The organism is Arthrobacter sp. DMZ02-1R (assembly GCF_057747935.1).
Genome location: NZ_CM173230.1, coordinates 3938893 through 3963222 on the forward strand (window position 1 = coordinate 3938893; position 24330 = coordinate 3963222).

Consider the following 24330-nt stretch of genomic DNA (forward strand, 5'->3'; position numbering starts at 1 on the left):
GGGCTGCATTGCGTGCGGGGTTTAGCCTTCGCAGTCGCGGCAGTACTTGAGGCCGTTCTTTTCCAGTGCGATCTGCGACCGGTGACGGACCAGGAAGCACGACGAACAGGTAAATTCATCGGACTGCTCCGGGACAACGATGACGGTCAGTTCTTCGCCGGACAAGTCTGCACCCGGAAGGTCGATGCCTTCGGCTGTGTCGTTCTCGTCGACGTCGATCACAGCAGTCTGGGCACCGGAGCCGCGCGACGCCTGAAGGGCCTCGAGCGATTCGGCGGGCGACTCTTCTTCGGTCTTGCGTGGGGCGTCGTAATCGGTAGCCATTGGTGTGGTTCACTTTCGTTGCTGCATAGTGCCATTTCAGGCACCTCAGTGAAGCAGTTTAGGGCATAGTACACGCCATCAACGAATAGTGTGTTCAACAAGACATTTGACTATCCGGGAACCCCGGAAAATCAAGGGTTTGCGTCACTCCCTGCGCGGATTTTCCGGGCTTGGGCGTCCGCAATGGCTATGCCGCTGAGGGCCGGGAGCCAGCCATACCGGGTGGCTTCAGTGGCTCCGGAGGCCCCCAGTTCGGCAGCATCGTAGAAGTAGGCTGCCTCGATCCAGGCGCTGACCTTGGACATGATGGATACGATCATGCGGCCACGCTATCCACACCCGGTTCAAGACCCGTTTCCGGACTGTCACGGCTGTGTTAAATGATCCGGTAGCTCAGGATCCGTGTTCCGCCGGAATCGTCACCGTCGTCGGGAGCAGCATGAAGCAGAAGCCCGGATTCATCCGCGGTGACCGTGACCGGATTGCGGGTGATGACGTGACCTGCACCGCTGAACACGCTGACAGGGACGTCCCGGTTGATCCTTTTCCGCAGTGGTTCCACAAGAGCCAGTCCCCCGAGTTCAAGGGAGCTGCCACCAGCCTGCGGCAACAGTGAAATACCGCTGCACAGCAACAGTCCGGGAGCAAGGAGTTGGGCATCCTGGTAGTCAACGAAGTGGCCGGGGTTCTCCCACTGGTCCAGCAAAAGGCCCTCTGTATCCCAGGTGTAGAGGTGCCGGGAACCCCAGCTTCCACCGAAGACGAGGTCCAGCCCGGGATCGCGGAGGATCCAGCCAATGTGGTCGTCCACGCGGAACCGCTCGCGGACCTCAAAGCTGTCCGGATCGATCGTGTAAACGATGCTCCGGCTCCGGGCCCGGTATTCGGCCACCGAGACCCACACGTGGTCGCCGTCGAAGTCGATACCGCCGGGGTGATACACCGTGTCCTCGCCCACGGGGATATCGCGTAGCAGCCCGCCGTCCGGGTCGAGGACGAAGACGTGCCCGCTGCCCCGCCCGGGAGTGCGCAGTGCCGGATCCGCCGCAGGGCGCGGCGGATCGAGGATTTCAACAGAGGACAGGAACGTCAGTCCTTTGGCGAAAGCCATGCCCTGCGGGTGGTGCGTCGGAAAGTCGAGGTGGACCTCCCCGAGCAACTCAAAACGGCTCCGCCGGTCAATCGCAGAAACAGCATCGGCGAGCAGGGCCCGTTTCTCAGTTGCCGGCGTCGGCACTTACTTGCCTCCAGAGTTCGTAAAGCTCGGCGGAATACTCCGGACGGACCACAAGCACTCCACCATGTTCGGGGAACATGTCCGCCTCACCCTCGGAATTGAGGACAACGCCCCCGGCCTCATGAACAATGAGCGTCGCGGCCAAGTGGTCGATCGGGCTGAAGCCGCCGATAATCGCTCCCGCACCGCGTCCCGCGGCGACGCCCACCACGGTCATGGTGGCTGACCCCATGATCCGCATGATGCTGTGCCGCTCGCCAAGCTCCTCAAGAAGCTCCAGCATCCCGGGCCACGGCAAATGCCCCGCCAGTTCCGTCGCCACGACGGTTCCGGCCAAAGGCGCCGGCGAAACTCCCACAGGAGCCAGCAACAGCGGCTGCCCGTTCAAGCGGGCACCCCAGCCAGCCACGGCTTCGAAGATCTCACCGCGCCAGGGGTCCGCGACGACGGCCACCGCGGGCTTGCGGTCCACAGCCAAGGCAAGCGAGAACGCCGTCCACGGAATGTGGTTCACGTAGTTGGTGGTTCCGTCGACGGGATCAAGGTACCAACACGGTGCGCCGGGCACGGCGACTCCGCCCATTTCCTCGCCAACCACGGTGTGGCCGGGAAGACGGGCAGCAATCACTTCGCGGACATAGCGCTCGACGGCGACATCCACTTCCGTGACCAGGTCAGCAGGGTGCGCCTTGGTAGAGACCTGGCCGCGATCGGCGTCGCGCATGTACCCGACGGCCCACTCGGCAAGTTCCAGGGCGACTTTCCGGGATTCGAGAACCTCGTCCCCGGCCAGCGCCTTGGGCGCCTGGGCCGAAGCCCATGCTTCGGGATCTTCGGCGATGGCGCTTTGCAACAGATCCAACTGGTTGCTGGTGATCGAATCCACGCCAAGTCCCAACGCCCAGCGCATGGACTCCAAGTCGTCCACGGTCCAGCAGGAAACCTTCGCCCCCGCTGAGTGAATCTGTTCCACTATGTCCTTGCTGAGAACCACGTGTTCGGAGTTGACGAACTCGGGGTTCAGTTCGGCCAGCAGGTCTTCCGGCGGGGCGACCCTTTTGTTCCACGGCAGCCAGATCCGGGCATCCTGGTCAAGAGCGCGGATGGTGCGCATTCCGTCCAGGTTCCCGCACCAGGACACTCCCACGCCGCTTTCGCGTACGACGGCGGCGGCCACCTCAGCAGGGCCCGGCTCGTCCATGTCGATGAGCAGCGTAGACGGGCTGCCGCGGAAAAGTTCGAGGGCTTCGGAGAGCAGCGGGATCCGTTCCTCCCCGGCGCCCAGCTGGCTGATCCGGTCATAGTCGACGTCTGCCGCGTCGCAGTCCAGGCCCCAGATCCTGAGCAGCGACGCGTCGTGGAGGAGGATCACTTGCCCGTCCTTCGTGACCCTGACATCCACTTCCACAAGGTCCGCGCCCGCTCCGATGGCTGAGGCGATCGCAGGCAGGGTGTTTTCCAGGAAGTTGCTGGAATCACCGCGGTGGGCGGTGGCGCGGGTCTTCTTGGTGCCAATGATGTTGCTCAAAGTGCGGCACCCGATTCGGCTACGAGCCGCCCGTCCCGGAAGGTCATGGCCTTGCGAATCTCCGCGTAGGTCTGCTGGCCCGGCCGCATGAGCTCGCCCGTGACGAAGCTGCGGAGCTGAACGTCCGCCCTGCGCAAGTACACCTCCTGGAAATGTCCGCGGGGGACAACCCTTTCAACCGTCGCCGGGAGTGCGCCGTCGAACGGCACGTCATGCAGGATGACATCCTCCGGGCGGATCCCGAGGATATCCCCGCCCGCTGAGATGAGTCCGTTGTTAAGCGAGCCTTCCACGCGGTTCATACTGCCGATGAAAGTGGCCACAAACTCGGTTTCCGGGCGCGCATAGAGGGCCTCCGGGGTGCTGTATTGCTCGATCCTGCCCGCATTCATGACGGCAATGCGATCGGACATGGACATCGCCTCTTCCTGGTCGTGCGTGACGATGACCGTGGTGATGCCCAGCTCCTGCTGGATCTTGCGGATGTCTTCGCGCACTTTGACACGCAGTTTCGCGTCCAGGTTGCTCAGCGGCTCGTCAAGGAGCAGGAGCTTCGGCTCCTGGACCAGGGCGCGGGCCAAAGCCACGCGTTGCTGCTCGCCGCCGGAAATGCGGGCCGGCTTCGAATCCTTGTGGTGCAACAGGCTGACCAGTTCCAGGACGGTTTCCACCCGGTTCTTGATCTCGGCCTTGGACATCTTGCGCAACTTTAGCGGGAAGCCGATGTTCTTGGCCACCGTCATGTGGGGCCACAGGGCGTAGTTCTGGAACACCATCGCGCTGGGGCGGTTCTCCGCGCCCAAGTGGGATACTTCCTGGCCTTCCACCTCGATGGAGCCGGAGTCAGGTTCCAGGAAGCCGGCGATCATCCGCAGCGTAGTGGTCTTGCCGCAGCCGGAGGGCCCCAGCAAGGACACGAGTTCGCCCTCGTTCACTGACAGGTCCAGGTTGTCGATGATCGTACGGCCGCCGAGGCTCTTGTGGAGGCCGCGGATGGTCAGTCCACCGCTAGCCGCTGCGCCCGGCCCGGTGGTGCTGGCCGGTGGTTCAGTCAATGGTTCATGAATTGTCATGGGGTCTCTGTCTGACGTTGAGCGCTGGGCGCTATTTGATCTGGAAGCCTTCGGCGAGCTGGCCGCCGAGGATGTGCTTGTGCGCCGCGAGCATGAGGGCTACGGAGGGGATGGCCAGCAGAATGGAGAAAACGGCCGCCACTTGCGTGGGGTAGTTCAGCACCAGGCTGTACATCTGGGTGGGCATGGTCATGAAGGCCGGCGCACCCACCAAGTACGTTCCTTGCGCTTCGTCGAAGGACGCTAGGAAGGACATCACTGCGGCGACGATGATCCCGGGCAATGCCATGGGGAGCGTCACTGAAGCGAACACGCGCAGTTTGGAGGCTCCGGCGTCGCGGGCTGCTTCCTCCAGGTTTCGCGGCACGGCAGCGAACGCTGCCGCGGGGATCCAGGTCATGAAGACCACGGTTCCCAACACGTGCACCACCAGGATTCCCAGCACGGTGTTCATCAGGTTCAACGCGTAGAACAGCGCCGCAAGGGTGACGAACAATCCCATCTTGGGGAAGGCGTTGGTCGCGAACAGGCTAATCAGGAAGAACCGGCGTCCGGGAAAATCAAAGCGGGCAAAGGCGTAGGCCGCGGGCAAACAAATGATTGCAGAAACCAGCACCGTCAGCGGAGCGAAGAACAGGGAGTTCTGCACCGCGACGCCGAGTGCGCCGTCGTTGATGACAACCTGCCACCAGCGCAGGGTCCAATCGTCGGGAAGGAGGTTGGGGAACGTCCAGTTACCGGCGAAAGCGCGGACGCCCAGCCAAAGCAAGGGGCCCAAGATGAAAACGACCATGAGGACCACGAACAGGACCACCAGGGCACTTCGGACAATCGAGTCCAAGGTGAGCGGCGGGCGGGTGCGGGAAGCGGGCCCGGTGCGGGAATCAGTAATGATAGCCATCAGACTTTCCCCTGTTCCTTGGCGGAACGGAAGTTCGCCCACACGTAAAGCGCAGCAATTCCAGAGGCAATCAGGAACACAGTGAAGGCCATAACTGCCGACTGCTGCGGCTGGTTGAAGGACGAGAAGTAGTTGGACATGTCCACTCCGAGCATGTTCGGCGAATTGGGCCCGGTGAAGTAAGGGACCGTGAACGATCCAACGATTCCGATTGCGGTAAACGTCGTCGCGATGATGATCGGAACAGCGGCCATGGGAACGATCACTGAGACGATCGTGCGCAAGGAGCCGGCACCGGCGTCGCGGGCTGCTTCGATCATGGCGTTGGGCACGGATTGCAGTCCGGAGGAGATCATGAGCACCGCAAATGGCAGCGAAGTCCACACCGAGCCGATGATGACCGTGACCATGGTGAAGGCCCACACGGGGAAGTCGAGTCCGACGAGGGCGAAGACGCTCCGCAGGAACCCCGTACCGGAATAGAAGGTCAGGATCGCCCAGGAAGCGATGACCACCGGGATGAACAACGGCACAATCGCAAGGCCGGAGAGCAGACGGGCCATTCGGCCACCCTTCAGCTTGAGGTAGAGCCCGATCCCCAAGGCCAGAAAGAGGACCGTTACCGTGCTCACGAGAGTCACAATGACCGTGACGAGGAGGTCCCCGAGGAAACGCTTGTTGGTGAACATCTCCTGGTATGCCGCCAGGGTTCCCCACCAGGCGTCCGCCTCGTGCACGTTCTGGCCAATCGTGGCGATCGTGTGGTTCAACCCGCCGGTCAGGCCGATGCTGAAGCCGAATGCGAGCACGATGGGAAAGCCGACGAAGAGCGCGATCAGCAGGATGGGCGGGAGGGCCATGAAGAACCCGACGCCTCGCTGGCCCAGGCGCTTCGGTCGCCCGACGCGAGCCGGCGGAACCGTGGGTTCCAGTTCCGCCGGCTTGTGAAGCGTGGTTGTCACTGGCCGGGGACCTTCTGGTCCCAGAGGTTGTTCAGGTCTTTGCCCATCTGGTCGAAGTAGCCCTTACGCAGGTTGTTCGTGTCTGCGTCCTTGAACTTCTCCTTCATGTCTGCCGGCAGCTTGTCCAGGCTGATGGCCGGGAAGCCGGACATTTCCTTGATGATCACTGACTGCGCGTCCGGCGTCAGGACGAAGTTGGCAAGCTTCAGTGCCGCTTCCTGGCGGGGCGAAGACTTGGGAATGCCGAGGTAGGCAGCGCCGCCGGTGAAGGACGGGTTGCTGATCTGCGTGGCCTTCACGGAGGCGGGAATCTGGCCGTTGGTCAAGCCGGTGATGAACTGGTCCGACCAAACGGGGGCCATGGAGATCTGTCCACTGGCGAGCAGGTCAAGGGTTTGCTTGTTGCCGTTGGGGTAGACACCACTCTGGAAGACGGAGGAGTTGAGGTCCTTCAGGGCCGCGAAGCCCTGGTCCCAGTACTTCTCCAGGTCCTTCTCGTAACCGACGGCCATCTTTGCGCGGGCGTCGGCCGGGACGAACTTATCCAAAACCGTGGCAACGAATGCGCCGCCAGACCCTCCCGACTTGGGCGAGTTGTAGGTGAACTTGCCCGGGTTTGCCTTGATCCAGGCGAGCAGCTCGTCAAGGGTCTTCGGCGGAGTGGCGACTGTCTTGGTGTCATATGCCAGGAGCACTGCGGACCCGCGGTACGGGATGCCGCCCGTGCCACCGGCTTTGATGACATCCTGCGGGACATCGTTCAGGGCCGAAATCGTCTGCGAGCTCACGGAGGTCAGCAGATTGGCCGCGGAGGCCTTGGGAACGAAGCCGCCATCCACGAGATCGAAATCTGGTTCCTTGTTCTGTTCCGTGGCGCTGGTCAGTTTCGCCAGTGTCTGGGCGTCGTGCTCACCGTGCAGATCCAGCGTCACCTTCACGTGGTAGCCGGGGTTGGCCTTTTCGAACGCGGGAACAAGGCTCTTTTCCCACAGGTTCTGGACGTTGGTGTCCCCACTGATGAACACGGTGACCGTCTTGTCCGGTGATGCGCTGGCGCCATTGTTCTGGGCCGATGCGGTACTGCTTTGCGCGCAGCCGGTCACAGCGGTGGCTGCAACTACGGCGACGGCGGCCGCTGCTAGGAAGCGGTTGGTCATGGTGTTCCTTCATCTCGTCTAGAAAAGTCCCCAAATGCAGGAACTACCATCCAAGGCGAAAGTGAAGGAGCGGGTCACGGGTCATGAATCCAGGGTTAACCGGAAACAGAATTAACGCGAATATGTCAGGACATACGAACAACAGTACGAAATGTGAGCGTGCACTACGCGTGGGTTCGCCGCCTTGCGGTCGTCAAGAACGCGACCAAGACGGCTATCGCTGCGGCCAGGACCAGGCTGACCGGGCCGGTGCCCCATTCGAGTCCCCCGCGGTCGGCGGAAACGGCAGTCCAGTCGGCGAAGGACGCACCCAATGGTCGGGTCAGGATGTACGCGAACCAAAAGGCCGGGATCGCTGCGATCAGTCGACGCCAGTGGCCAAGCGCCGGGACCGCAATAACAACAGCGAACATGATGCCTGAGGCAAGGTAGCCTAGGCCCAGCGTGTAGGCGGTCAGGTCTCCGGTAGCCGTGCCGAGTGCGAAGGTTGTCAGCACCGCAGCCCAGTAGAAGGACTCCCGACGCCGGGTGGTGATGCTGTGGATGGAGAGGGTCTTCTCCCTCCGGTGCCAGAGCAGGAAAACGACGGCGAGCGCCACGGTGAAGAACAGGGTCGACGCCAGGTAGGGAACGCCGAGTCCCACATGCACCGCGTCGGCTGCCATGGTGCCGAACACACTGACCATCGCGACGGCGGTCCAGTAAACCCAAGGGACGTAGCGGCGGACGGAGAACTGTATGACCAACGAAATCAGCAATGCTGCGAACCCTAAGGACAAGGCGATCTCGGGTTCGAACCGGTGCACGAGGAAGTCGGACGTCGTTTCGCCCATCCCGGTGGTGAGGATCTTCACTACCCAGAACAAAAGGGTGACCTCGGGTACCTTCGAGGCGGAGGCTCGGGAGACGGCGTTTTTCTGTTTTCCGCCGGCTGCTACGGCGTCCTCGACCCGCGGGCTGGCGGTCAGTTCTTCGGGCATCATGGCCCCATTGTTCATGGCCTTCCCGAACGTTTCCCGAAAATGACGCGGGGCGCGTGCATCCTATAGTCCGAGTCCCAGCCCTTGGGACCTTCCAACGCTGGATAAAGCTTCATTTCGATACCATCAGGTATGGATTCGCTGCCCTGGAGCAAAAATCAGATGAAGAGGCTGGGCGTGTGTATCCGAAATGAGGTCGAGCCGACGGAGGGCCTGCCTTCCTACGACGATGTCATGCTCTTCTACAACGACTTGGCTGCGGAAACCCAGCAGCGGATACGGGAGTTGGACTGGTCGGCACTATTGGATGACCGGGCTTTTGAGGTCACGTCCCGGCCCAAGACAGTTGACACTCTTCGTCAAAAACTCCAGCGGGACCACAGCACTCCGCTGCCCAGTATCCAGGACATCGCCGGCGTTCGATTCGAGGCCGAGATGTCCTTGGATGAGCAGGATGCGGTGGTCACTGCCGTCGCTGGACTTTTCGGACATGATTCGTCGTGCATCCGTGATCTTCGTTCCGATCCTCACAGCGGGTACAGGGCCGTCCACCTCTGGCTTCGTCTGCCAGCCAGGGTGGAAGTGCAGGTCCGGACCCACCTGCAGGGTGCGTGGGCCAATATGTACGAGTCCCTTGCCGACGTTGTTGGTCGGGAAATCCGCTATGGTGTCATGCCGGAGGAACCAGAGCTTTTGCAGATCGTGGAGACCCTCCAAGACATGTCGCTGAAGCGCATCCGGGAACTTGAGGAAACGCGAAATGAAATCCTCAGCCGAGAGACCGCGATAGAGCTTGCCAGGACGGAGTTGGCAGCGTGGCCCGAGGGCAAACCTATGAATCCGACCCTCCTTGAGGCTGTGAAGAGCGGGGAAGAGGCCACGAAGAAGCTACGGGAAACGGTGCGGCGCGAAGAAGAAACTGTCCAAACCAATATGGTCTCTCTCAAATCAGCCTTTGATAAGCTTCGAAATACAAGGAGGTGATGATCGCGATGGCAGGATACGTTATCCAGTACAACCGCATCACAGGTGATCGGATGGTTACCGAGTTTCCCGGAGGACAGGGACACCGCGAGGCACTAATGCTCCGGCTCCGCCTTGAAAAAGAGCGAAAGGACGCCGACTGGGAAATCGTTGCACTCAGCAGCGACTCTCTGGAGACCATTGAAAAGACACACTCGCGGTACTTCACCGGTCATCTGATCGGTGCATTGATCGCGTAGACGCGGCTCGTTAAAACGCTCGAGGCTTCGCACCCGAAATACGGCGAGTGCGAAGCTTTTCCGTTGTCTAGGCTTCTTGATGGCCCTCGGCGGTCGAGCGCCGCCGACCTGATACGGCAGCGAGCCTCAGCGCAGGCCGCCGAATCCGCGGGATAATGGATACATGGCCGATCAGGATCTGGATCCTTGGGATGAGTTCGACAAGCTCAAGCCCGCAGGACACGATCGTGTCGAGGGACACCCCGGCGGAGAACCCTTGGGCTTTGGCTTCCAGACGGGCGTGCGCAGCGCAAGCGTGGCCTTCGGATTCGCCGTCTGCGCGCTGGTCCTCGGAACCATACTCGTCCTCACCGGCACCGCTGTTTTCATCGCCAAGGGCGAGTTGCTGTGGCTGGTATTGATGGCGCTCATCGAGGCCGCCTTCATCTATGGCTTCATCCAGCTGGCGCACCAAGCGCGCAACCGGCGCTCAACGTAGACCACCCGCTCGTCGAGGCTACATCCCTTCCGCGATTCGCTTGATCACGGCCAGGCGGCGATCCCACTCAGCGCCGATGCGATCGAGGCTGCGTGCCGTCTCACTCAGCTGCGAGCCGAGCACCCTGTAGCGCAACTCGCGGCCGACGCGCACCGACTCGACCAGTCCAACTTCCTGCAGAACGGCGAGGTGCTTGGCGATCGCCTGGCGGGTGACCGGGAGCCGGGCGGCGAGGGCCGACGCCGATGCGTCGCCCTCGCCGAGGGCCGCGAGGATGCTCCACCGCGTCTCGTCGCCGAGCGCGGCGAACACTGGAACCAAGGTGCTCGTGGTCACGACCCACCTTCGAGGTATGCGACCAGTTCGTCCAATTCAGAGTCCCAGCCCTGACGGTGGCTCTCCATATTGAAGGCGGGGTCGGAGGTCGCGTCAAAGCCGGTCTCGACGACGGTGAGTTGAGTGCCGCCGTCGAGCGCTTCAAGCGTGAAGCGGAACACGGTCGAGCGGTCAGGGTCGACTTCGGCCGACTGGGTGCCCCGCGCGTCGTCGTTGCTCCAGCGGTAGGCGATCATTCGCGGTGGGTCGAGTTCTTCGATCAGTACCGGGAAGTCGCCGTAGCCTTCGAAGGAGAAGACGCCGCCCGCGCCGACAACGACCTCGTTGAGGACGGCCGCCTGCCCGAACCAGTGTGCGATGTGCTCAGCCTCGGTGATCGCCGCCCAGACCTTCTCGATCGGTGCTGCGATGGTGATGGTGCGCCTCACGGTGAATTCGCCAGTGTCGACGACGGAGGCCTGGTTTGCAGTCATAGTCATGATTCTGTTCCTTTCAGTCAGTTACTGCAACTACAGGGTTGCATTAACAATCCAAAAGAGCAACCCTTAGGTTGCAGATCGGGCTTCAGGCTGTCGCCAGATATCCGCTGCCAGGCCTCAAGCCTTCCTCGGCAGGTATGTATTCACCGGCCGCCCGGTGGCGCCATAGGCCAAATGCAGGTCAATGAGCCCCTTCCGTTCGAGTTCACTGAGGTAACGCTGGGCCGTGGGGCGGCTGACGCCGACGCTGCTCGCGATCTCCGAGGCACCCAAGGGCTCAGTGGAGTGGACCACCATGTCAAGGACCTTTTGCATGGTGGGTGGCAGGCGCCGCGATCCTTGGGCCGGGGCAGCCGTCCGGCGCAGGCTGAACAGCTGGTCCACCGTCGCCTGATCGGCCACGGTCCGGGACTCCGCCTCCTTCCGCCAGCGCCGATAGGCCTCCAACTGGGTTTGAAGTTGCTCAAAGCCGAACGGCTTGACGAGGTAGTAGACCGCTCCCCCGCGCATGGCAGCCCGCACGGTCTCAAGGTCCCGTGCGGCAGTGATCATGACGGCGTCGAGCTTTTCGCCTGCTCCCTGCAGTGACCGCAACAGGCTGATGCCGTCTTCGTCGGGGAGGTAGACGTCGAGGAGAAGGAGGTCGGGTTTGAGCCGCTGCACGGCCTCCCTGGCTTCCGCCGCGGTGTGCGCCTCGCCCACGCATTCGTACCCCTCGATTTTGGCCACGCGGCTGGCGTGGATGCGCGCTACGCGGAAGTCGTCGTCGACTACCAAGGTGCGGATCATTCGATCGTTTTTCCTGTCATTGCTGGGCTTTCGGTTTCCACGTGCGGTTCCGGCAACCAGATTTCAAAGCGTCCCCCAGGGCCCGGGAAAACATCCATAGTGCCTCCTGCACGGTGAACGATCCTGCTCACTAGCGCAAGGCCTATCCCGCGCCTCATTCCGGGCCGCGGTTCCTTGGTGGTGAAGCCATCGGCGGCAATCTTGCCCACCAATTCTGCGGGAACACCGGGCCCATTGTCGGTCACGCAGATGAAGATACCCGAGGAATCGTCCAGCTGGATGGTCACCTCGCGGGGCGCAGGCTGGTCCGAAAGGATCTCGACGGCGTTGTCCAGGAGGTTCCCGACGATCGTCAGCAGCGCTTGCGTTTCCAGGAACGGTTGACGGAGCTGCGAGTCGTCGGTCACCGAAATCTCCACGTCCTGCTCAGCAGCCACGGTGATCTTGGCCAGCAAGAGCGCGGCGAGCTCCGGCGGCTCGATCCGCGAGCGCAGGCCCTCGCCAAGCGACCGCGACGTGTCTGAAATCCGTGACACGAAGTTCCGAGCCTGGTCCACGTCCCCGAGTTCCAGAAGTCCGTCCACCACATGGAGGCGGTTGGCGTACTCGTGCTCCTGGGCGCGCAAGGCCTCCATCAGGCCTTCGACGGAGCGCAGATCTCGCACGAGGCCTTCAACCTCCGTGCGGTCGCGCAATGTCACCACCGAGCCTATGCTTCTGCCAGCCAAGGCAACGGACATCCGGTTCACCACCAGCAAAGCGTCCTCGGTGATCACGATCTGATCGGTTCCGCTGATCTGGCCGGTCAGCAGCGAACGGAGCCTTCCGGGCGGCAGAAGATCCTCGATCTTCTCGCCCAATACGTTGGCTTCCAAATTCAGCAGCGAGCGCGCCTCCGAGTTGATAACGGTGACCCGCCCGTCGTCGTCGAACCCGATCATCGCTTCCCGGATGCCGTGCAACAGCGCTTCACGCTCTTGCAAGAGGGACGCAATCTCCACCGGTTCGAGATCGAAAGTGACCCGTTTGATCCTGCGCGCCAGCAGCGCCGAACCGGTGGCGCTGATCAAGAGCACCACGGCTGAATAGCCGGCGATCAGCCACATCTGCTGGGCAAGTTCGGTGCTTTCGGTCGTTTCCAGGATCCCAACCGAGACCTGCCCGACGACGGTCCCGTCCGCCGCGCGCACCGGCGCCTTGGCGTTGACTGAGTCGCCCAGGCTGCCCTTGTCGATGCCGACATGGGTCTGGCCATCGAGAACGGCAACTGGCTCTTCAAGGGTCCGGCCAATGAGGTCCGGGTTCGGGTGGGAGTACCGCTTCCCGGCGCGGTCGCTCACGACGACGTACGCCGGCTGCGCCTCCGCCTGCACCTTTGTGGCGATCGCCTGGATGGATTGGTTTGGGTCTCCATTGCCCAGCGACGTCACGATTTCGGGCATTTGTGCCACCGTCGTGGCAATCCCAAGCGCCCTGAGCCGGTACTGATCTTCGAGGGTCTGGTTGCTGATCTGGGTGTAGAGAAGCGCACCCAGGGTGACGGTGACGAAGAGGATGCAGAGCAGCCACACCAGGATCTGGGAGGCCAGGGGACGTGCCTTCCAGCGCGCAAGCAGAGCCTTCACGGTCCACGCAACTCTATGTGCACTGCCATCCTCTTCCTCATTTCCTACTAGCAGCTTATGTGACAAAGTTCACGGCCACTATGCAGCAGGCGGTGCCTTTCCTGCGATTCACGGCCGTGCATAAAAGCTCAAAACCTGCACTTTTGCTGTTAACCCCCACAACTTACTGAAGCCTTCTGGCACGGACTTTCACTTTCTAAGCTCTACATAGTTTCCGTGATCCGGATCACGCACACATAAACCAAAAGACAGAGAGGTCTTTGCAGATGGAAACCAACAATCACCACCGCCCGCCCGGCGCTCTAGGGAGAGCCGAGGACAGTGCGGGTATCGACATCGTCGGGTTGACCAAGCGTTATCTCACGCCTAAAGGCGAGACATTCACCGCTATCCGTGATGTGACCCTCAGGGTGGAACCGGGCCAGTTCTGCTCCATTGTCGGACCGACCGGCTGTGGCAAGTCCACCACGCTCGCCCAGGTCTCGGGCCTGGAAAACCCGAGCGAAGGCTCCGTCAAGGTGGGCGGCATGACCGTGGAGGGCATCACGAACGGCGTGAGCTACATGTTCCAGGCAGACGCACTGTTCCCCTGGAAGAGCGTGCTCGGCAACGTGATGATGGGCCCGACGCTCCTCGGCACGCCCAAGCGCGAAGCCACGGCACTGTCCATGGACTGGCTGCGTCGGGTCGGCTTGGCAGGCTTCGAGGATCGCTACCCGCACCAGTTGTCCGGGGGTATGCGCAAGCGCGTGGCAATGGCTGCGGCCCTCATCAACAATCCTCGGATTCTCTTGATGGACGAGCCGTTCGGCGCGCTCGACGTGCAGACCAAGGCCATCATGCAGAACGAGCTGCTGAAGCTCTGGGAGGAGCTGCGCCCTTCGGTCCTGTTCATCACTCATGACCTCGACGAGGCGGTGGCGCTCTCCGATCGGGTCGTCATCATGACGAGCAGCCCGGGCTCGGTCAAGGATGTCTTCGACATCGATCTGCCGAGGCCGCGCGGAAATGTCCAGGAGATCCGACACGAGGAGCGCTTCCTGGAGCTCCAGGGGCACATTTGGGAGTCCTTGAAGGACGAGGTTACCCGCGCTTATGCGCGGTCAGCAGGAGCAGCAGGAGCAGCAGCATGACAACCCTCACCCATAATGAAACGCGCAAGAGCGAGAAGCCAGTGGAAACCGAGACAGCAGCCAAGAACGCCGGCCGGAACAAAGCCCGGCGCCGCACGAGAGCGATCTGGATAGGTCGCCTGATGCTCGCCGTAATGGTGGTTGGCGGCTGGCAATGGTTCACCGAGGAAGGCTGGGTCGACAAGTTCTTCTTCGGCCAGCCCACGCAGATCTGGGACGCCCTCGTCAAGCTCTTCACAGAGGGAACCGCATTCGGCACCATTTGGGAGAACCTCGGGGTCACGGCCCAGGAGGCGCTCCTCGGTTTCGTGCTCGGGACGCTCGTCGGTGTCGTGCTCGGCCTCCTCCTGGGCTCAAACAAGTACCTCTCGGCGGTCGTCGGGCCGTACATCCGGATCTTGAATTCGATCCCCCGTATTGTGCTCGGCTCGATCTTCATCGTGGCGTTCGGCCTCGGGAGCTTCCCGAAGATCCTCCTCGCAGCCGTGCTCGTGTTCTTCGTCGTCTTCTTCAATGCGTTCCAAGGCGTCCGCGAAGTGGACCAGAACCTCGTGGCGAACGTGCGGGTGCTCGGCGCCTCCCCGTTCCAGGTGGCGATGCACGTGACGATCCCGTCCGCCATGACGTGGATCATCGCGAGCCTCCACACGGCATTCGGCTTCGCGATCATCGGTGCCCTCGTCGCGGAGGTGCTGGGCGCCCAGAAGGGTATTGGCCTCATCATCAGCCAAGCCCAGGGCACCTTCGATCCGGACACAGTCTTCGCCTGCATGGTGATCATTGCCGTCATCACGCTTGGGGCCGAATTCCTCATCGGGCTGCTTGAGCACCGGCTCCTCAAGTGGCGTCCACCGAACCGCTCCGAGGCCCAGTCGATCTAAGGCCGAAAACAGACTTTCCCACCCAGCAATTCTGTTCCACCAAAACACCCACATCCCTTCGGGGATCAACATAGGATGCGTAAAACAATGATGAAACGCACTATCTTTGCCGTCGCCGCTACCGGAGCCGTTGCCCTCAGTCTCGCGGCATGTGGCGGCAATTCCCCAGCTGCCAGCGGCGGGGGCACTGCGAGCTCCGGCCCGATGCCCACCGTGAAGATGATGATCGGCGGCATCGACAAGCAGATCTACCTGCCGTATAAGCTCGCGGACCAGCTCGGCCTGTACAAGAAGTACGGCGTCAATATGGAGCTCTCCACCGAGACCGACGGCGGTGTTGGCGCCGAAGACGCCATGGCATCAGGCCAGGTCGACATGTCCGGCGCTTGGTACATCCACACCTTCGACTTCCAATCGAAGGGCAAGAACATCATCAACCTCGTGCAGCTCTCGGGGGCCCCGGGCGAGCGCATCATGTGCAGCCCCAACGCCAACGTCCACTCCGGCGCCGACATCAAAGGCAAGAAGATGGGCGTCACCGACCTCGGATCCGGCACCGACACGCTGACTCAGTTCATCGCCGCGCAGGCCGGCGTCTCGCACAAGGACTACACCACCGTCAAGGCCGGAGCGGGCGCTACCGCCCTTGCCGCCATCAAGACCGGTGCGGCTGACTGTGTGATGACGACCCAGCCGACCGTCGCCGCGATGGAGGGCCAGGGCATCGCTCAGTCGGCGATCGACCTCGCCACGACCGACGGCGCGAACAAGGCCGTGGGCGGCACCTGGCCGGCTGCGGGCGTCATCGCCAACGCCGACTGGGTCAAGACCCACGAGGACGCCGTTCAGCGGGTCGTCAACGCGCTCGTGGAGACGATGCACTGGATCGCGACGCATTCGGCCCAAGACATTGCCGACAAGCTGCCCCAGGACTACGTCCAGAACAAGAACGTCAAGAAGGAGGACTACGTCAAGGCGCTCGAGGAGGACAAGGGTCAGTTCCTCCCGGACGGCATCATGCCCGCGGGCGGCCCCAAGACCATCGCTTCGATGGAGAAGCTGCTCGGCATGGACGTCTCGAAGATCCCGGTCGGCGGCACCTTCACGAATAAGTACGCGATCGAGGCGAACAAGGTTGGCGGCTTCACGACCACCTCGACGCCTGCCGGCGACAACGGCTGATGTGATCCCCACATAGAAGTACCGGCGTCACAATGCCACCGAGCAAATGACGCCTTAGGGTCGGCCTGCGTGGTACTCCACGCAGGCCGATCGTGCGTTTCCTCCTGAGAGAGGTACTGACAGGGACTCCCTGCGGTACCGACGTTTCCTTAGTGTTGACGGCGAGGCTCGCCCCCGTTTCCACAACACTGAAGGACTAACCATGGAAAAGCGCACACTGGGCACCAACGGCCTGGAGGTCTCCGCCGTCGGGCTGGGCTGCATGAGCATGACCGGTGGATACAGCGACAAGCCGGATCGGCAGGAAATGATCTCGCTGATCCGCGCCGCTGTGGACCGGGGCGTGACCTTCTTCGACACTGCCGAAATCTATGGTCCGTACGCCAACGAGGAGCTGGTTGGCGAAGCTCTCGCCCCGTATAAGGGGCAGGTGGTGATCGCGACGAAGTTCGGGTGGGACATCGATCCCGCCGAACGCAAGCCAAGCGGTCGCGTGAGCAGCCGCCCCGAGGTCATCAAGGATGTGGTGGACGGTTCGCTGCGCCGGCTCGGCGTCGACGCCATCGATCTCTACTATCAGCACCGCGTGGATCCCGACGTTCCCATCGAGGACGTTGCGGGTGCGGTCAAGGAACTGATTGAAGCCGGCAAGGTGAAGCACTTCGGCATGTCTGAAGCTTCAGCGGCGACCATTCGCCGGGCTCATGCAGTGCAGCCCCTGAGCGCTGTCCAAAGTGAGTACTCGCTCTGGTGGCGCCGTCCCGAGGAGGAGGTGCTGGCCGCGTGTGAGGAACTGGGCATTGGCTTTGTGCCCTACAGCCCGCTCGGCAAAGGCTTCCTGACGGGAACCATTACCGCGGCCACCAGTTTCGACGCCGGCAACGACATCCGCAGCACCATCCCCCGGTTCGCACCGGAAGCGCTTCAGCACAATGCCGCCGTCGTCGAACTGCTGGCAAGCATCGCGCAACGCAAAGGTGCGACGCCCGGTCAGATCGCTTTGGCCTGGCTCCTTGCGCAAAAGCCCTGGATCGTCCCGATCCCCGGTACGCGCAAACTGCACCGTTTGGAGGAGAACATCGGGGCCTCCGCCGTCGAATTGTCCGCCGCGGAACTCAGCGAGATCGAGGACGCTGCGTCCAAGATCCAAGTACAGGGTGGGCGCTACAACGACGCCGCAGAACGGATGACCAACCTGTAGCCGGGCACTTGGCGCCCCGATCCACCTGCTGTGAGTCGGAAGCAATTGTCACAGTCCAGGCACAGGGTAGGTACAGAGGCACGAAAGTACGGGGTTCCAGGATGGAGCTAGCTTCGAAACGGTCGGAGTTGAACTTCTAAGGAGCACCAACGTGAACAATGTCCGGAAAATCGCTGCCGGCGTTGCCCTGATGGGCGCCGTCGCAGGCGGCGGCGCTCTCACCGCCATGGCCCTGCCGGCCAACGCCGCAACGACTGACACCTCCACCGCCAGCCCGTCCGCGCCTGCCTCGAAAGGGGCCGCGCACGGGAACGAAACAGCCCTGACCGGAGACACCGCCACCAAGGTCAAGGACGCCGTGCTGGCCGCCAACTCGGGTGCCACGGTCGAGAACATGACCACCGAAGACGACGGCAGCGCCGCCTACGAAGCACACATCACCAAGACGGACGGCACCCACGCCACCGTCAAACTCGATGCGAACTTCAAGGTCACCGCAACCGAAACCGGCGGCCCGGGAGGCGGTAAGGGCGGCCACGGCAACCACGGAAACGAGACCGACCTCACCGGCGACACCGCCACCAAGGTCAAGGACGCCGTCCTCGCCGCCAACTCCGGCGCCACGGTCGAAAACATGACCACCGAAGACGACGGCAGCGCCGCCTACGAAGCACACATCACCAAGACGGACGGCACCCACGCCACCGTCAAACTCGATGCGAACTTCAAGGTCACCGCAACCGAAACCGGCGGCCCGGGAAGTGGTCAGGCCAGCCACTAACTCCCAACCCAACTACCCACGTGGGCGGACACAGCTACAAGCTGTATCCGCCCACGTCTGTTCTAACGTCGGACCTCCGCGGCTCGGCCGCGCGGTGAGGTTGGGACCGGAAGTCATGCACCGTCCTGCGGGCTGAACATCACGGCGTTCCACTCGCGGATCTCGCCGGGTACGGCCAGCCCTTCCAGGACGAAGGGATCCCCCGCGATGAACTGCTCCGCCCTTTCCCTGCTGGTGAAGATGCCCATTGAACCGTTCACGGCCGGGTTGTTGAACGTCCCGATGCCGATCAGGCCGCCCTCAGCGGCGAAGGCCTGCAAATATTCAACGTGCCGGGGATAAACGGTTTGAAGAGCGGGGAGCGCCGATGGCTCCGAACTGTAGAAGACCACGAATTGCATTATTTTCCTTAATTGCCGGGTTCGGTGCGGTCGGGAGCGTCGCCGTCGAGTTCGGACAGGGTCTGGACGAGCCGCGGGAGCACGTGGTTTTGCCATCCCGCGCTCATGATGCGGTGCGATGCGACGTGGGTTGGTTCATTGGGATCGAACCCGTCGTGGACAAGGGACAGCCGGGTGCCCGTACCTTCCGGGGAGATGGACCACGTCACGGTGCTGTTGAGGGTATTGCCGGAGTTCGCGTCCCGCCACGAAATGCGCAGGCGCCTGCCGGCGTCGAGGTCAAGGACTTCGCTGGCCACCAGGCCGCTGAATCCGACCGCCGGAACCGGAATTCCGCGCATCTGATACTGATGACCGACCACCGCTTGGAAGTCGTTTTCCATCAACCAGCGGGCTATCAGCTCCGGTTCGGTCAGTGCCTGCCAAACCCTGGCGGGCGGATGTGGCAGGAACTCCTGGACCTCGATGGTTGTAAGTTGTTCGTTCACTAACTGTCCTCCGTGTCGTTCAGTGTCATTTCAAATTCCGAGGCGGCCATCGGCGGGGAAATCAAATAGCCCTGGGCGTGCCAGGCGCCGGGCGAGCTCCGTGAGGACGGCGTCCCCGGCGCGATGGCCGTAGGTGTCGTTGACCCCTTTGAAATCGTCAAGGTCGATGAACAGGATTCCGACGCCGGACAGTCCGGCGCTGATGTCGGGTAATGCTCTTCGAGCATCTCTTCTTATCACCTGGACATGAATCCCTCGATCCACCCTTGTTTAACGACAGTCACCGATATATCGTTAACTATCGCAGAATAAACTGCGGCCCTCAGGGCAACTCTCACAGACACTGAAAGGACGATGCCGCTATGAAAGGCATTCATGACAACAAGCACACAGATTGCGGTCCGGATATGGAACGCTTCGGACGCGGCCGGAGCCGTCGCGGACCCCACGGACACGGCGGATTTGGACCAGGCCGCGGATTCGGACCAGGCCGCGGATTCGGGCCGGGCTTCGGGCCGGGGTTCGGACCAGGCTTTGGTCCCGGCGGCCCCCGTCGCGCCAACAGGGGCGATGTTCGCTTCGCGATCCTCTCCTTGCTGGCCGAATCACCATCCAACGGATACGGACTCATCAAGACGATTGCCGAGAAGACGTCCGGATCGTGGCGCCCCAGCCCGGGCTCGGTCTATCCCACGCTGCAGCAACTCGTTGACGAAGAGCTCATCGCACCCGTCGGCGAGGGCCGCCGCACCGAATTCACACTCACTGAAACGGGGAAGGCATACGTAGCCGAGCATGCCGAGGAGCTGGAAAATGCGTGGAATATCGATTCGGAAGGATCAGGACCCGCGTTTCACCAGAGCGTGGCAAAGCTCATGGGAGTCATCCACCAGTTCCGCTTTGCCGCAACTGACGAACAGCGCACCGCCGCAATGGAAAAGATCGACGAAGCACGGCGAGCGCTGTACCACATCCTCGCCGACTAGTACCGCTTGGTCCGCCGAGATGGCAAATCACGGCACCGTCTGAACTGCCGTCAAATGCAATCTCGGCGCTAAGCTGCGGTTCCGGCGGCGCCGTCATCGGAACGGACCACGCCGGGTTTGGGCAGCCGGGTGTCCAGCGAGACCATCCGGGACCCCTTTCCTCTGGACGCGTGGGGCCGGTCGCGCCTACGCTTGTTGTGTTGCCCCGGACCCCGGCAGCGCATCATAAGCGCATCCGAGGAGGCAACCCTTGTCCTTAACCAACCAGCCTTCGCCGTCGGTATCCGCGTTCACGATCCCGTCCCGACCTGCCCCGCCCGGGACCCGGATGAACAGCATCACAAGCAGCTACGCGAGCCTCCTGAAGACCGTCCGGGATGCAGGGCTGCTCTGGCGGTGCCAACGCTACTACCTCCTTCTGCTGACGATCCTGGCATCCGTGGGGACGGGAATCTCGGTGGTGTTCTTCCTCTTGGGCGATACCTGGCTTCAGCTGGCTGTGGCAGGCGCCTTCGGTGTCGTCTTCACACAGTTCGCCTTCCTCGGCCATGAAGCGGCGCATCAGCAAGTGTTCGCGTCCCGGCCCGCGAACGAGTGGACTGCACGCCTGATCGCCACACTGGTAGTGGGTATGAGTTACGCGTATTGGACCGACAAGCACTCACGGCACCACGCCCGCCCGAACATGATCAATCAGGACCCGGACATCGCACAGGGTGCGGTCATCTTCCACAACGAGATGCCAAGCGGCCGTGGAAGACTCGGCCGGGCCCTTGGCAAACACCAAGGCTATCTACTCTTCCCTCTGCTCTTTTTCCTCGGATGGACGCTGCACATTGACTCGTTGAAGTACTTGCTCCGGCGCAGGCCGGTGAAGTACCGGTGGCTTGAACTGGCCCTGCTAGGTCTCCGCTTCGGTACCTATACCGGACTGATCTTCCTCGTCCTCTCCCCCGGCGTTGCCGTTGCATTCATCGCCGTGCAGATCGCTGTGTTCGGGCTGTACATGGGCGGAAGTTTCGCGCCAAATCACAAGGGGATGCCGATCCTGCCCGAAAACAGCCGGGTGGACTTCCTGACGCGGCAGGTGGTCACGTCCCGCAACATCGCCGGCGGACGGTTCGTGACCTTGCTCATGGGCGGCCTTAACCACCAGATCGAACACCACTTGTTCCCGGATATGCCCCGCCCGCACCTGCGCGAGGTCCGCCAACTGGTCAAAGCCCACTGTGATGCGGCGGGGATCGCCTACACCGAAACGGGGCTGCTGCACTCGTACGCAATAGTGATCCGTTACCTCAACAAGGTCGGACTCGCGGCAGCGGACCCGTTCACCTGCCCCCTCGCCGGCCAATACCGGCGCTAACCGACGCACACACACGAGCCGGGAGAACCGCCCGGACCACTAAAGCGCCGACCCGATAGACGTCAGCGCGGGCGCGACGGTGCCCGCGTAGGGATTCGTGGGGCGCCCCAGGCCGTAGTGTTCTCTCAGCGTCCGGCCGGTGTATTCGGTGCGGAACAGGCCTCGGTCCTGCAGGATGGGGACCACCTGGTCCACGAATGTCTCGAGCCCCGAGGGCAGTACGGGCGGCATGATGTTGAAGCCGTCCGCGGCGCCGCCGTCGAACCATTCCTGGATGGCGTCCGCCACCTGCACCGGGGTGCCGGTGAAGGTCCGGTGACCGCGGCCGCCGCCCAGGCGCCCGATCAGTTCCCGGACGGTGAGCTTCTCCCGGCGGGCGAGCTGGACTATCAGGGTGTAGCGGCTCTTGGCGCCTTCTATCTCGTCTTCGCTGGGAAGGTTGTCCGGCAGCCGGCGGTCAAGGGGCAGGTCCTCGGGGGCGACGCGCAAGGTCTTGGCCAGTTGGATCCGGGCGTATTCGGGCTTGATCAGCCGGTCCAGTTCCCGTTCCAGCGCCCGGGCCTCCTCCTCGGTGGCCCCGATGACCGGAACGATGCCGGGAAGGATCTTGATGGATTCCGGATCACGTCCGGCAGCGGCGGTGCGGGCTTTGAGGTCCCGATAGAACTCCCGCGCGTCCGTCAGGGTCTGGTGGGCGGTGAACACGGCGTCCGCATACCGGGCGGCGAGGTCCTTGCCGTCCTCCGAGGAGCCGGCCTGGACAATGAGCGGGTGTCCCTGCGGTGGGCGGGGCACGTTGAGCGGGCCACGGATCTTGAAGTGCTTGCCTTCGTGGTCGATAGTGCGGATCCGCTCAGAGTCGGCCCAGACGCCGGCAGTCTTGTCCGCGAGGACGGCGTCGTCCTCCCAGCTGTCCCATAGCTTCTGGGCTACTTCGATGAACTCGGCGGCACGCTCGTACCGGACCGCGTGGGCGGGCTGGTCGTCCACGCCGAAGTTGCGGGCGGCGTCGGGCCCGGCAGTGGTGACCACGTTCCACCCGGCCCGGCCACCGCTGACCCAGTCCACGGACGCGAAGCGCCGGGCCAGGTTGAACGGGTCGTTGTAGGTGGTGGAGGCGGTGGCGATCAGTCCGATGTGCTCTGTGGCGCCGGCGATTGCCGTCAGGAGCACGGTGGGCTCAAGCTTCCCGGCCGGACGGCGGCCCACCTCGCCGAAGAGGACCGGCGAATCGGCGAAGAAGATGGAGTCCAGTTTGCCGCGTTCGGCTGTGCGGGCCAGCTGCTTGTAGTGCTCCACGTTGGTGTTGGAGCGCGGATCGCTTTCGGGCAGCCGCCACGAGGCCTCGTGGTGGCCGGTGCTCATCAAAAAGGCGTTGAGGTGAAGGGTGCGCTGGGCGGAACTGGAAACCGGGGAACTGAAATTCGGCGAACTCATGGAAGTGCTCCTTGGATGTCAGGTTGGGTTTGAGGGGAGGGCCTTACCTAAACACGGTCCCCACTGCGTTGGCCAGCACCCCGCAATGGAAGCTAAACGGGACGAAACCGGGCTACTTATGACGCCTTGGAACGCGAAGCGGATTGTGTCCCGGCATTGCCCGGAATTGCGGAGCATTTCTTCGGATTTCCCCCTGTTTCCCGGCGTTTCCGGGCGTTACTGCGGGGCTTCCCTGCCCTGTGGAAATGCGCTTACATCGTTCCCACCGGCAGTTCGGTCTACCCGATAGCCGTGATCTACCCCAGACCAAGTCCGGACCAACAACATCCATTTCCCAGAAAGTAGCTCCCATGAAACTGCACCAGCCCCTGCTAAGCGTCGCGGCCGCCGTCGTACTTGCGCTGACGGTGACCGGCTGCGGCGGCAATGCCCAAGCAGGAGGCCAAGCAGCCGGCCAATCGGAGGTCAAGGAACTCCGTTACCAAGGTTCGGCCAACAGCGTCGGCCTTCCCGAACTGGCGGCGGACCTTGGTTATCTGGGTGACATCAAACTCAACTGGGTTGGCAACACCACCAGCGGCCCGCAGGACATCCAGTCGGCGGCTACCAACCAGACCGACTTCGGCGGTGCGTTCGCCGGAGCCGTGGTGAAGCTAGTCGAGGCAGGCGCTCCTGTGACCGCCGTCGTCAACTATTACGGCGAAGACGCGAAGACCTTCAACGGCTTCTACGTCAAAGCGGACAGCCCCATCAAGTCCGCCAGGGACCTCATCGGCAAGAAGATCGCCGTCAACACCCTTGGCGCCCACGCCGAAGCCGTCATCAACACGTACCTCAGCAAGAACGGCCTTAGCCAGGACGAAATAAAGCAAGTACAGCTTGTCCCGCTGGCGCCCAACGACACCGAGGAAGCCGTCCGCCGGGGTCAGGTTGATGTCGGAACTTTGGGAGGCGTCCTGCAGGACCATGCCGTCGCCGCCGGCGGCCTGCGCTCGCTCTTCAACGACTACGAACTCTTCGGCACCTTCGCCGGCGGACAGATCGTGCTCCGCAACGACTTCATCGAAAAGAACCCGAACACCGCGCGTACCTTCGCCACAGGCGTGGCCAAGGCCATCAAGTGGGAGGCCGAAACGCCGCGGGACCAGGTGATCGCGCGCTTCAAGAAGATCATCGACGCCCGCGGACGAAATGAAAGCACCGCCAACCTGCAGTACTGGAAGAGCCCAGGCGTACCGGACAACGGCGTGATCAAGGACGAGGACTTCACCCGCTGGTCTTCGTGGCTGAAGAGCTCGGGGATCGTCAAGACCGACCTCGCACCCTCGAAGTACTACACCAACAAGTTCAACGAACTCGCAACAACAGAGAAGAAGGGATAG

28 protein-coding genes are annotated in these 24330 nt (G+C 62.5%); 11 read left to right on the forward strand and 17 right to left on the reverse strand.

Translation table 11 applies throughout. The features are described from left to right. Positions 1-21 precede the first annotated feature (21 nt). From AC3ANQ_RS18740 to AC3ANQ_RS18780, 9 genes are all read right to left on the reverse strand, one after another. On the reverse strand, positions 22-324 hold the full coding sequence (locus tag AC3ANQ_RS18740) for a DUF4193 domain-containing protein (RefSeq protein ID WP_028266109.1): 303 nt from the start codon (positions 322-324) through the stop codon (positions 22-24). Positions 325-455: 131 nt separating this feature from the next. Beyond that, the gene (locus tag AC3ANQ_RS18745) at positions 456-644 is read right to left on the reverse strand and encodes a hypothetical protein (protein WP_488302422.1); all 189 of its coding nucleotides are present in this window, start codon (positions 642-644) and stop codon (positions 456-458) included. A 56-nt stretch (positions 645-700) separates the two neighbouring features. Further along, positions 701-1561 carry a DUF6454 family protein gene (locus AC3ANQ_RS18750; protein WP_488302423.1) on the reverse strand — a complete coding sequence of 287 codons (861 nt, stop codon included), beginning with the start codon at positions 1559-1561 and terminating at the stop codon, positions 701-703. Then, positions 1542-3089, reverse strand: coding sequence for an inositol monophosphatase family protein (locus tag AC3ANQ_RS18755; protein ID WP_488302424.1), 1548 nt, complete (start codon positions 3087-3089; stop codon positions 1542-1544). The genes AC3ANQ_RS18750 and AC3ANQ_RS18755 overlap by 20 nt, the downstream gene beginning before the upstream one ends. Next, the gene (locus AC3ANQ_RS18760; protein WP_488302425.1) at positions 3086-4144 is read right to left on the reverse strand and encodes an ABC transporter ATP-binding protein; all 1059 of its coding nucleotides are present in this window, start codon (positions 4142-4144) and stop codon (positions 3086-3088) included. Before AC3ANQ_RS18760 ends, AC3ANQ_RS18755 begins: the two co-directional genes overlap by 4 nt. Positions 4145-4193: 49 nt before the next feature. Further along, complete coding sequence (locus AC3ANQ_RS18765) at positions 4194-5063, reverse strand: ABC transporter permease (RefSeq protein ID WP_488302426.1); 870 nt, start codon at positions 5061-5063, stop codon at positions 4194-4196. Continuing rightward, on the reverse strand, positions 5063-6025 hold the full coding sequence (locus AC3ANQ_RS18770) for an ABC transporter permease (RefSeq protein WP_488302427.1): 963 nt from the start codon (positions 6023-6025) through the stop codon (positions 5063-5065). Before AC3ANQ_RS18770 ends, AC3ANQ_RS18765 begins: the two co-directional genes overlap by 1 nt. Beyond that, positions 6022-7182 (reverse strand): extracellular solute-binding protein, encoded by a 1161-nt coding sequence (locus tag AC3ANQ_RS18775; protein ID WP_488302428.1) that lies wholly within the window; start codon positions 7180-7182, stop codon positions 6022-6024. Before AC3ANQ_RS18775 ends, AC3ANQ_RS18770 begins: the two co-directional genes overlap by 4 nt. A 164-nt stretch (positions 7183-7346) precedes the next feature. After that, positions 7347-8165, reverse strand: a complete 819-nt coding sequence (locus AC3ANQ_RS18780; protein ID WP_488302429.1) for a COG4705 family protein — start codon at positions 8163-8165, stop codon at positions 7347-7349. A 174-nt stretch (positions 8166-8339) separates the two neighbouring features. On the opposite strand from AC3ANQ_RS18780, the gene AC3ANQ_RS18785 reads away from it, so the two are divergent. The 3 genes from AC3ANQ_RS18785 (at position 8340) to AC3ANQ_RS18795 (ending at position 9863) form a co-directional block, all read left to right on the forward strand. Further along, positions 8340-9146, forward strand: coding sequence for a RelA/SpoT domain-containing protein (locus AC3ANQ_RS18785; protein WP_488302430.1), 807 nt, complete (start codon positions 8340-8342; stop codon positions 9144-9146). 8 nt (positions 9147-9154) lie between these two features. Continuing rightward, complete coding sequence (locus AC3ANQ_RS18790) at positions 9155-9385, forward strand: hypothetical protein (protein ID WP_488302431.1); 231 nt, start codon at positions 9155-9157, stop codon at positions 9383-9385. 163 nt (positions 9386-9548) lie between these two features. Then, a complete protein-coding gene (locus AC3ANQ_RS18795) occupies positions 9549-9863 on the forward strand; it encodes a hypothetical protein (RefSeq protein WP_488302432.1) in 315 nt (104 codons plus the stop codon). An 18-nt stretch (positions 9864-9881) separates the two neighbouring features. Here the strand turns inward: AC3ANQ_RS18795 and AC3ANQ_RS18800 are convergent, their stop codons facing one another. From AC3ANQ_RS18800 to AC3ANQ_RS18815, 4 genes are all read right to left on the reverse strand, one after another. Beyond that, the gene (locus tag AC3ANQ_RS18800) at positions 9882-10199 is read right to left on the reverse strand and encodes an ArsR/SmtB family transcription factor (RefSeq protein ID WP_488302433.1); all 318 of its coding nucleotides are present in this window, start codon (positions 10197-10199) and stop codon (positions 9882-9884) included. After that, entirely contained in the window at positions 10196-10678 is a 483-nt protein-coding gene (locus tag AC3ANQ_RS18805; RefSeq protein WP_488302434.1) for an SRPBCC family protein, read from the reverse strand. The genes AC3ANQ_RS18800 and AC3ANQ_RS18805 overlap by 4 nt, the downstream gene beginning before the upstream one ends. A gap of 117 nt (positions 10679-10795) precedes the next feature. Continuing rightward, entirely contained in the window at positions 10796-11467 is a 672-nt protein-coding gene (locus tag AC3ANQ_RS18810; protein WP_488302435.1) for a response regulator, read from the reverse strand. Then, positions 11464-13092: an ATP-binding protein gene (locus AC3ANQ_RS18815; protein ID WP_488302436.1), complete on the reverse strand. Its 1629-nt coding sequence runs from the start codon at positions 13090-13092 to the stop codon at positions 11464-11466. Before AC3ANQ_RS18815 ends, AC3ANQ_RS18810 begins: the two co-directional genes overlap by 4 nt. 266 nt (positions 13093-13358) lie before the next feature. Here AC3ANQ_RS18815 and AC3ANQ_RS18820 point away from each other — a divergent pair, with 266 nt between their 5' ends. From AC3ANQ_RS18820 to AC3ANQ_RS18840, 5 genes are all read left to right on the forward strand, one after another. Then, complete coding sequence (locus AC3ANQ_RS18820; RefSeq protein WP_488302437.1) at positions 13359-14225, forward strand: ABC transporter ATP-binding protein; 867 nt, start codon at positions 13359-13361, stop codon at positions 14223-14225. Continuing rightward, positions 14222-15106 carry an ABC transporter permease gene (locus tag AC3ANQ_RS18825; RefSeq protein WP_268025027.1) on the forward strand — a complete coding sequence of 295 codons (885 nt, stop codon included), beginning with the start codon at positions 14222-14224 and terminating at the stop codon, positions 15104-15106. The genes AC3ANQ_RS18820 and AC3ANQ_RS18825 overlap by 4 nt, the downstream gene beginning before the upstream one ends. Positions 15107-15193: 87 nt before the next feature. Beyond that, positions 15194-16288: an ABC transporter substrate-binding protein gene (locus tag AC3ANQ_RS18830; protein WP_488302438.1), complete on the forward strand. Its 1095-nt coding sequence runs from the start codon at positions 15194-15196 to the stop codon at positions 16286-16288. Positions 16289-16490: 202 nt separating this feature from the next. Then, positions 16491-17489 carry an aldo/keto reductase gene (locus AC3ANQ_RS18835; RefSeq protein ID WP_488302439.1) on the forward strand — a complete coding sequence of 333 codons (999 nt, stop codon included), beginning with the start codon at positions 16491-16493 and terminating at the stop codon, positions 17487-17489. 151 nt (positions 17490-17640) lie between these two features. Continuing rightward, positions 17641-18270 (forward strand): PepSY domain-containing protein, encoded by a 630-nt coding sequence (locus AC3ANQ_RS18840; RefSeq protein WP_488302440.1) that lies wholly within the window; start codon positions 17641-17643, stop codon positions 18268-18270. A 113-nt stretch (positions 18271-18383) separates the two neighbouring features. Here the strand turns inward: AC3ANQ_RS18840 and AC3ANQ_RS18845 are convergent, their stop codons facing one another. Genes AC3ANQ_RS18845 through AC3ANQ_RS18855 form a run of 3 tightly spaced genes read right to left on the reverse strand, consistent with a single transcriptional unit; the run spans position 18384 to position 19399 of the window. Further along, positions 18384-18671 carry a YciI family protein gene (locus AC3ANQ_RS18845; protein ID WP_488302441.1) on the reverse strand — a complete coding sequence of 96 codons (288 nt, stop codon included), beginning with the start codon at positions 18669-18671 and terminating at the stop codon, positions 18384-18386. Positions 18672-18679: 8 nt separating this feature from the next. Further along, complete coding sequence (locus AC3ANQ_RS18850; protein WP_488302442.1) at positions 18680-19159, reverse strand: SRPBCC family protein; 480 nt, start codon at positions 19157-19159, stop codon at positions 18680-18682. Positions 19160-19189: 30 nt separating this feature from the next. Continuing rightward, the gene (locus AC3ANQ_RS18855) at positions 19190-19399 is read right to left on the reverse strand and encodes a diguanylate cyclase (RefSeq protein ID WP_488302443.1); all 210 of its coding nucleotides are present in this window, start codon (positions 19397-19399) and stop codon (positions 19190-19192) included. 122 nt (positions 19400-19521) lie between these two features. Here AC3ANQ_RS18855 and AC3ANQ_RS18860 point away from each other — a divergent pair, with 122 nt between their 5' ends. Next, positions 19522-20145, forward strand: coding sequence for a PadR family transcriptional regulator (locus tag AC3ANQ_RS18860; protein WP_488302444.1), 624 nt, complete (start codon positions 19522-19524; stop codon positions 20143-20145). Positions 20146-20473: 328 nt separating this feature from the next. Next, positions 20474-21511 carry a fatty acid desaturase family protein gene (locus tag AC3ANQ_RS18865; RefSeq protein ID WP_488302445.1) on the forward strand — a complete coding sequence of 346 codons (1038 nt, stop codon included), beginning with the start codon at positions 20474-20476 and terminating at the stop codon, positions 21509-21511. A gap of 39 nt (positions 21512-21550) precedes the next feature. Here AC3ANQ_RS18865 and AC3ANQ_RS18870 read toward each other — a convergent pair whose 3' ends face one another. Beyond that, positions 21551-22948, reverse strand: coding sequence for an LLM class flavin-dependent oxidoreductase (locus AC3ANQ_RS18870; protein WP_488302446.1), 1398 nt, complete (start codon positions 22946-22948; stop codon positions 21551-21553). A 350-nt stretch (positions 22949-23298) separates the two neighbouring features. Between AC3ANQ_RS18870 and AC3ANQ_RS18875 the strand changes: the two genes are divergently transcribed. Then, entirely contained in the window at positions 23299-24330 is a 1032-nt protein-coding gene (locus AC3ANQ_RS18875) for an ABC transporter substrate-binding protein (protein WP_488302447.1), read from the forward strand.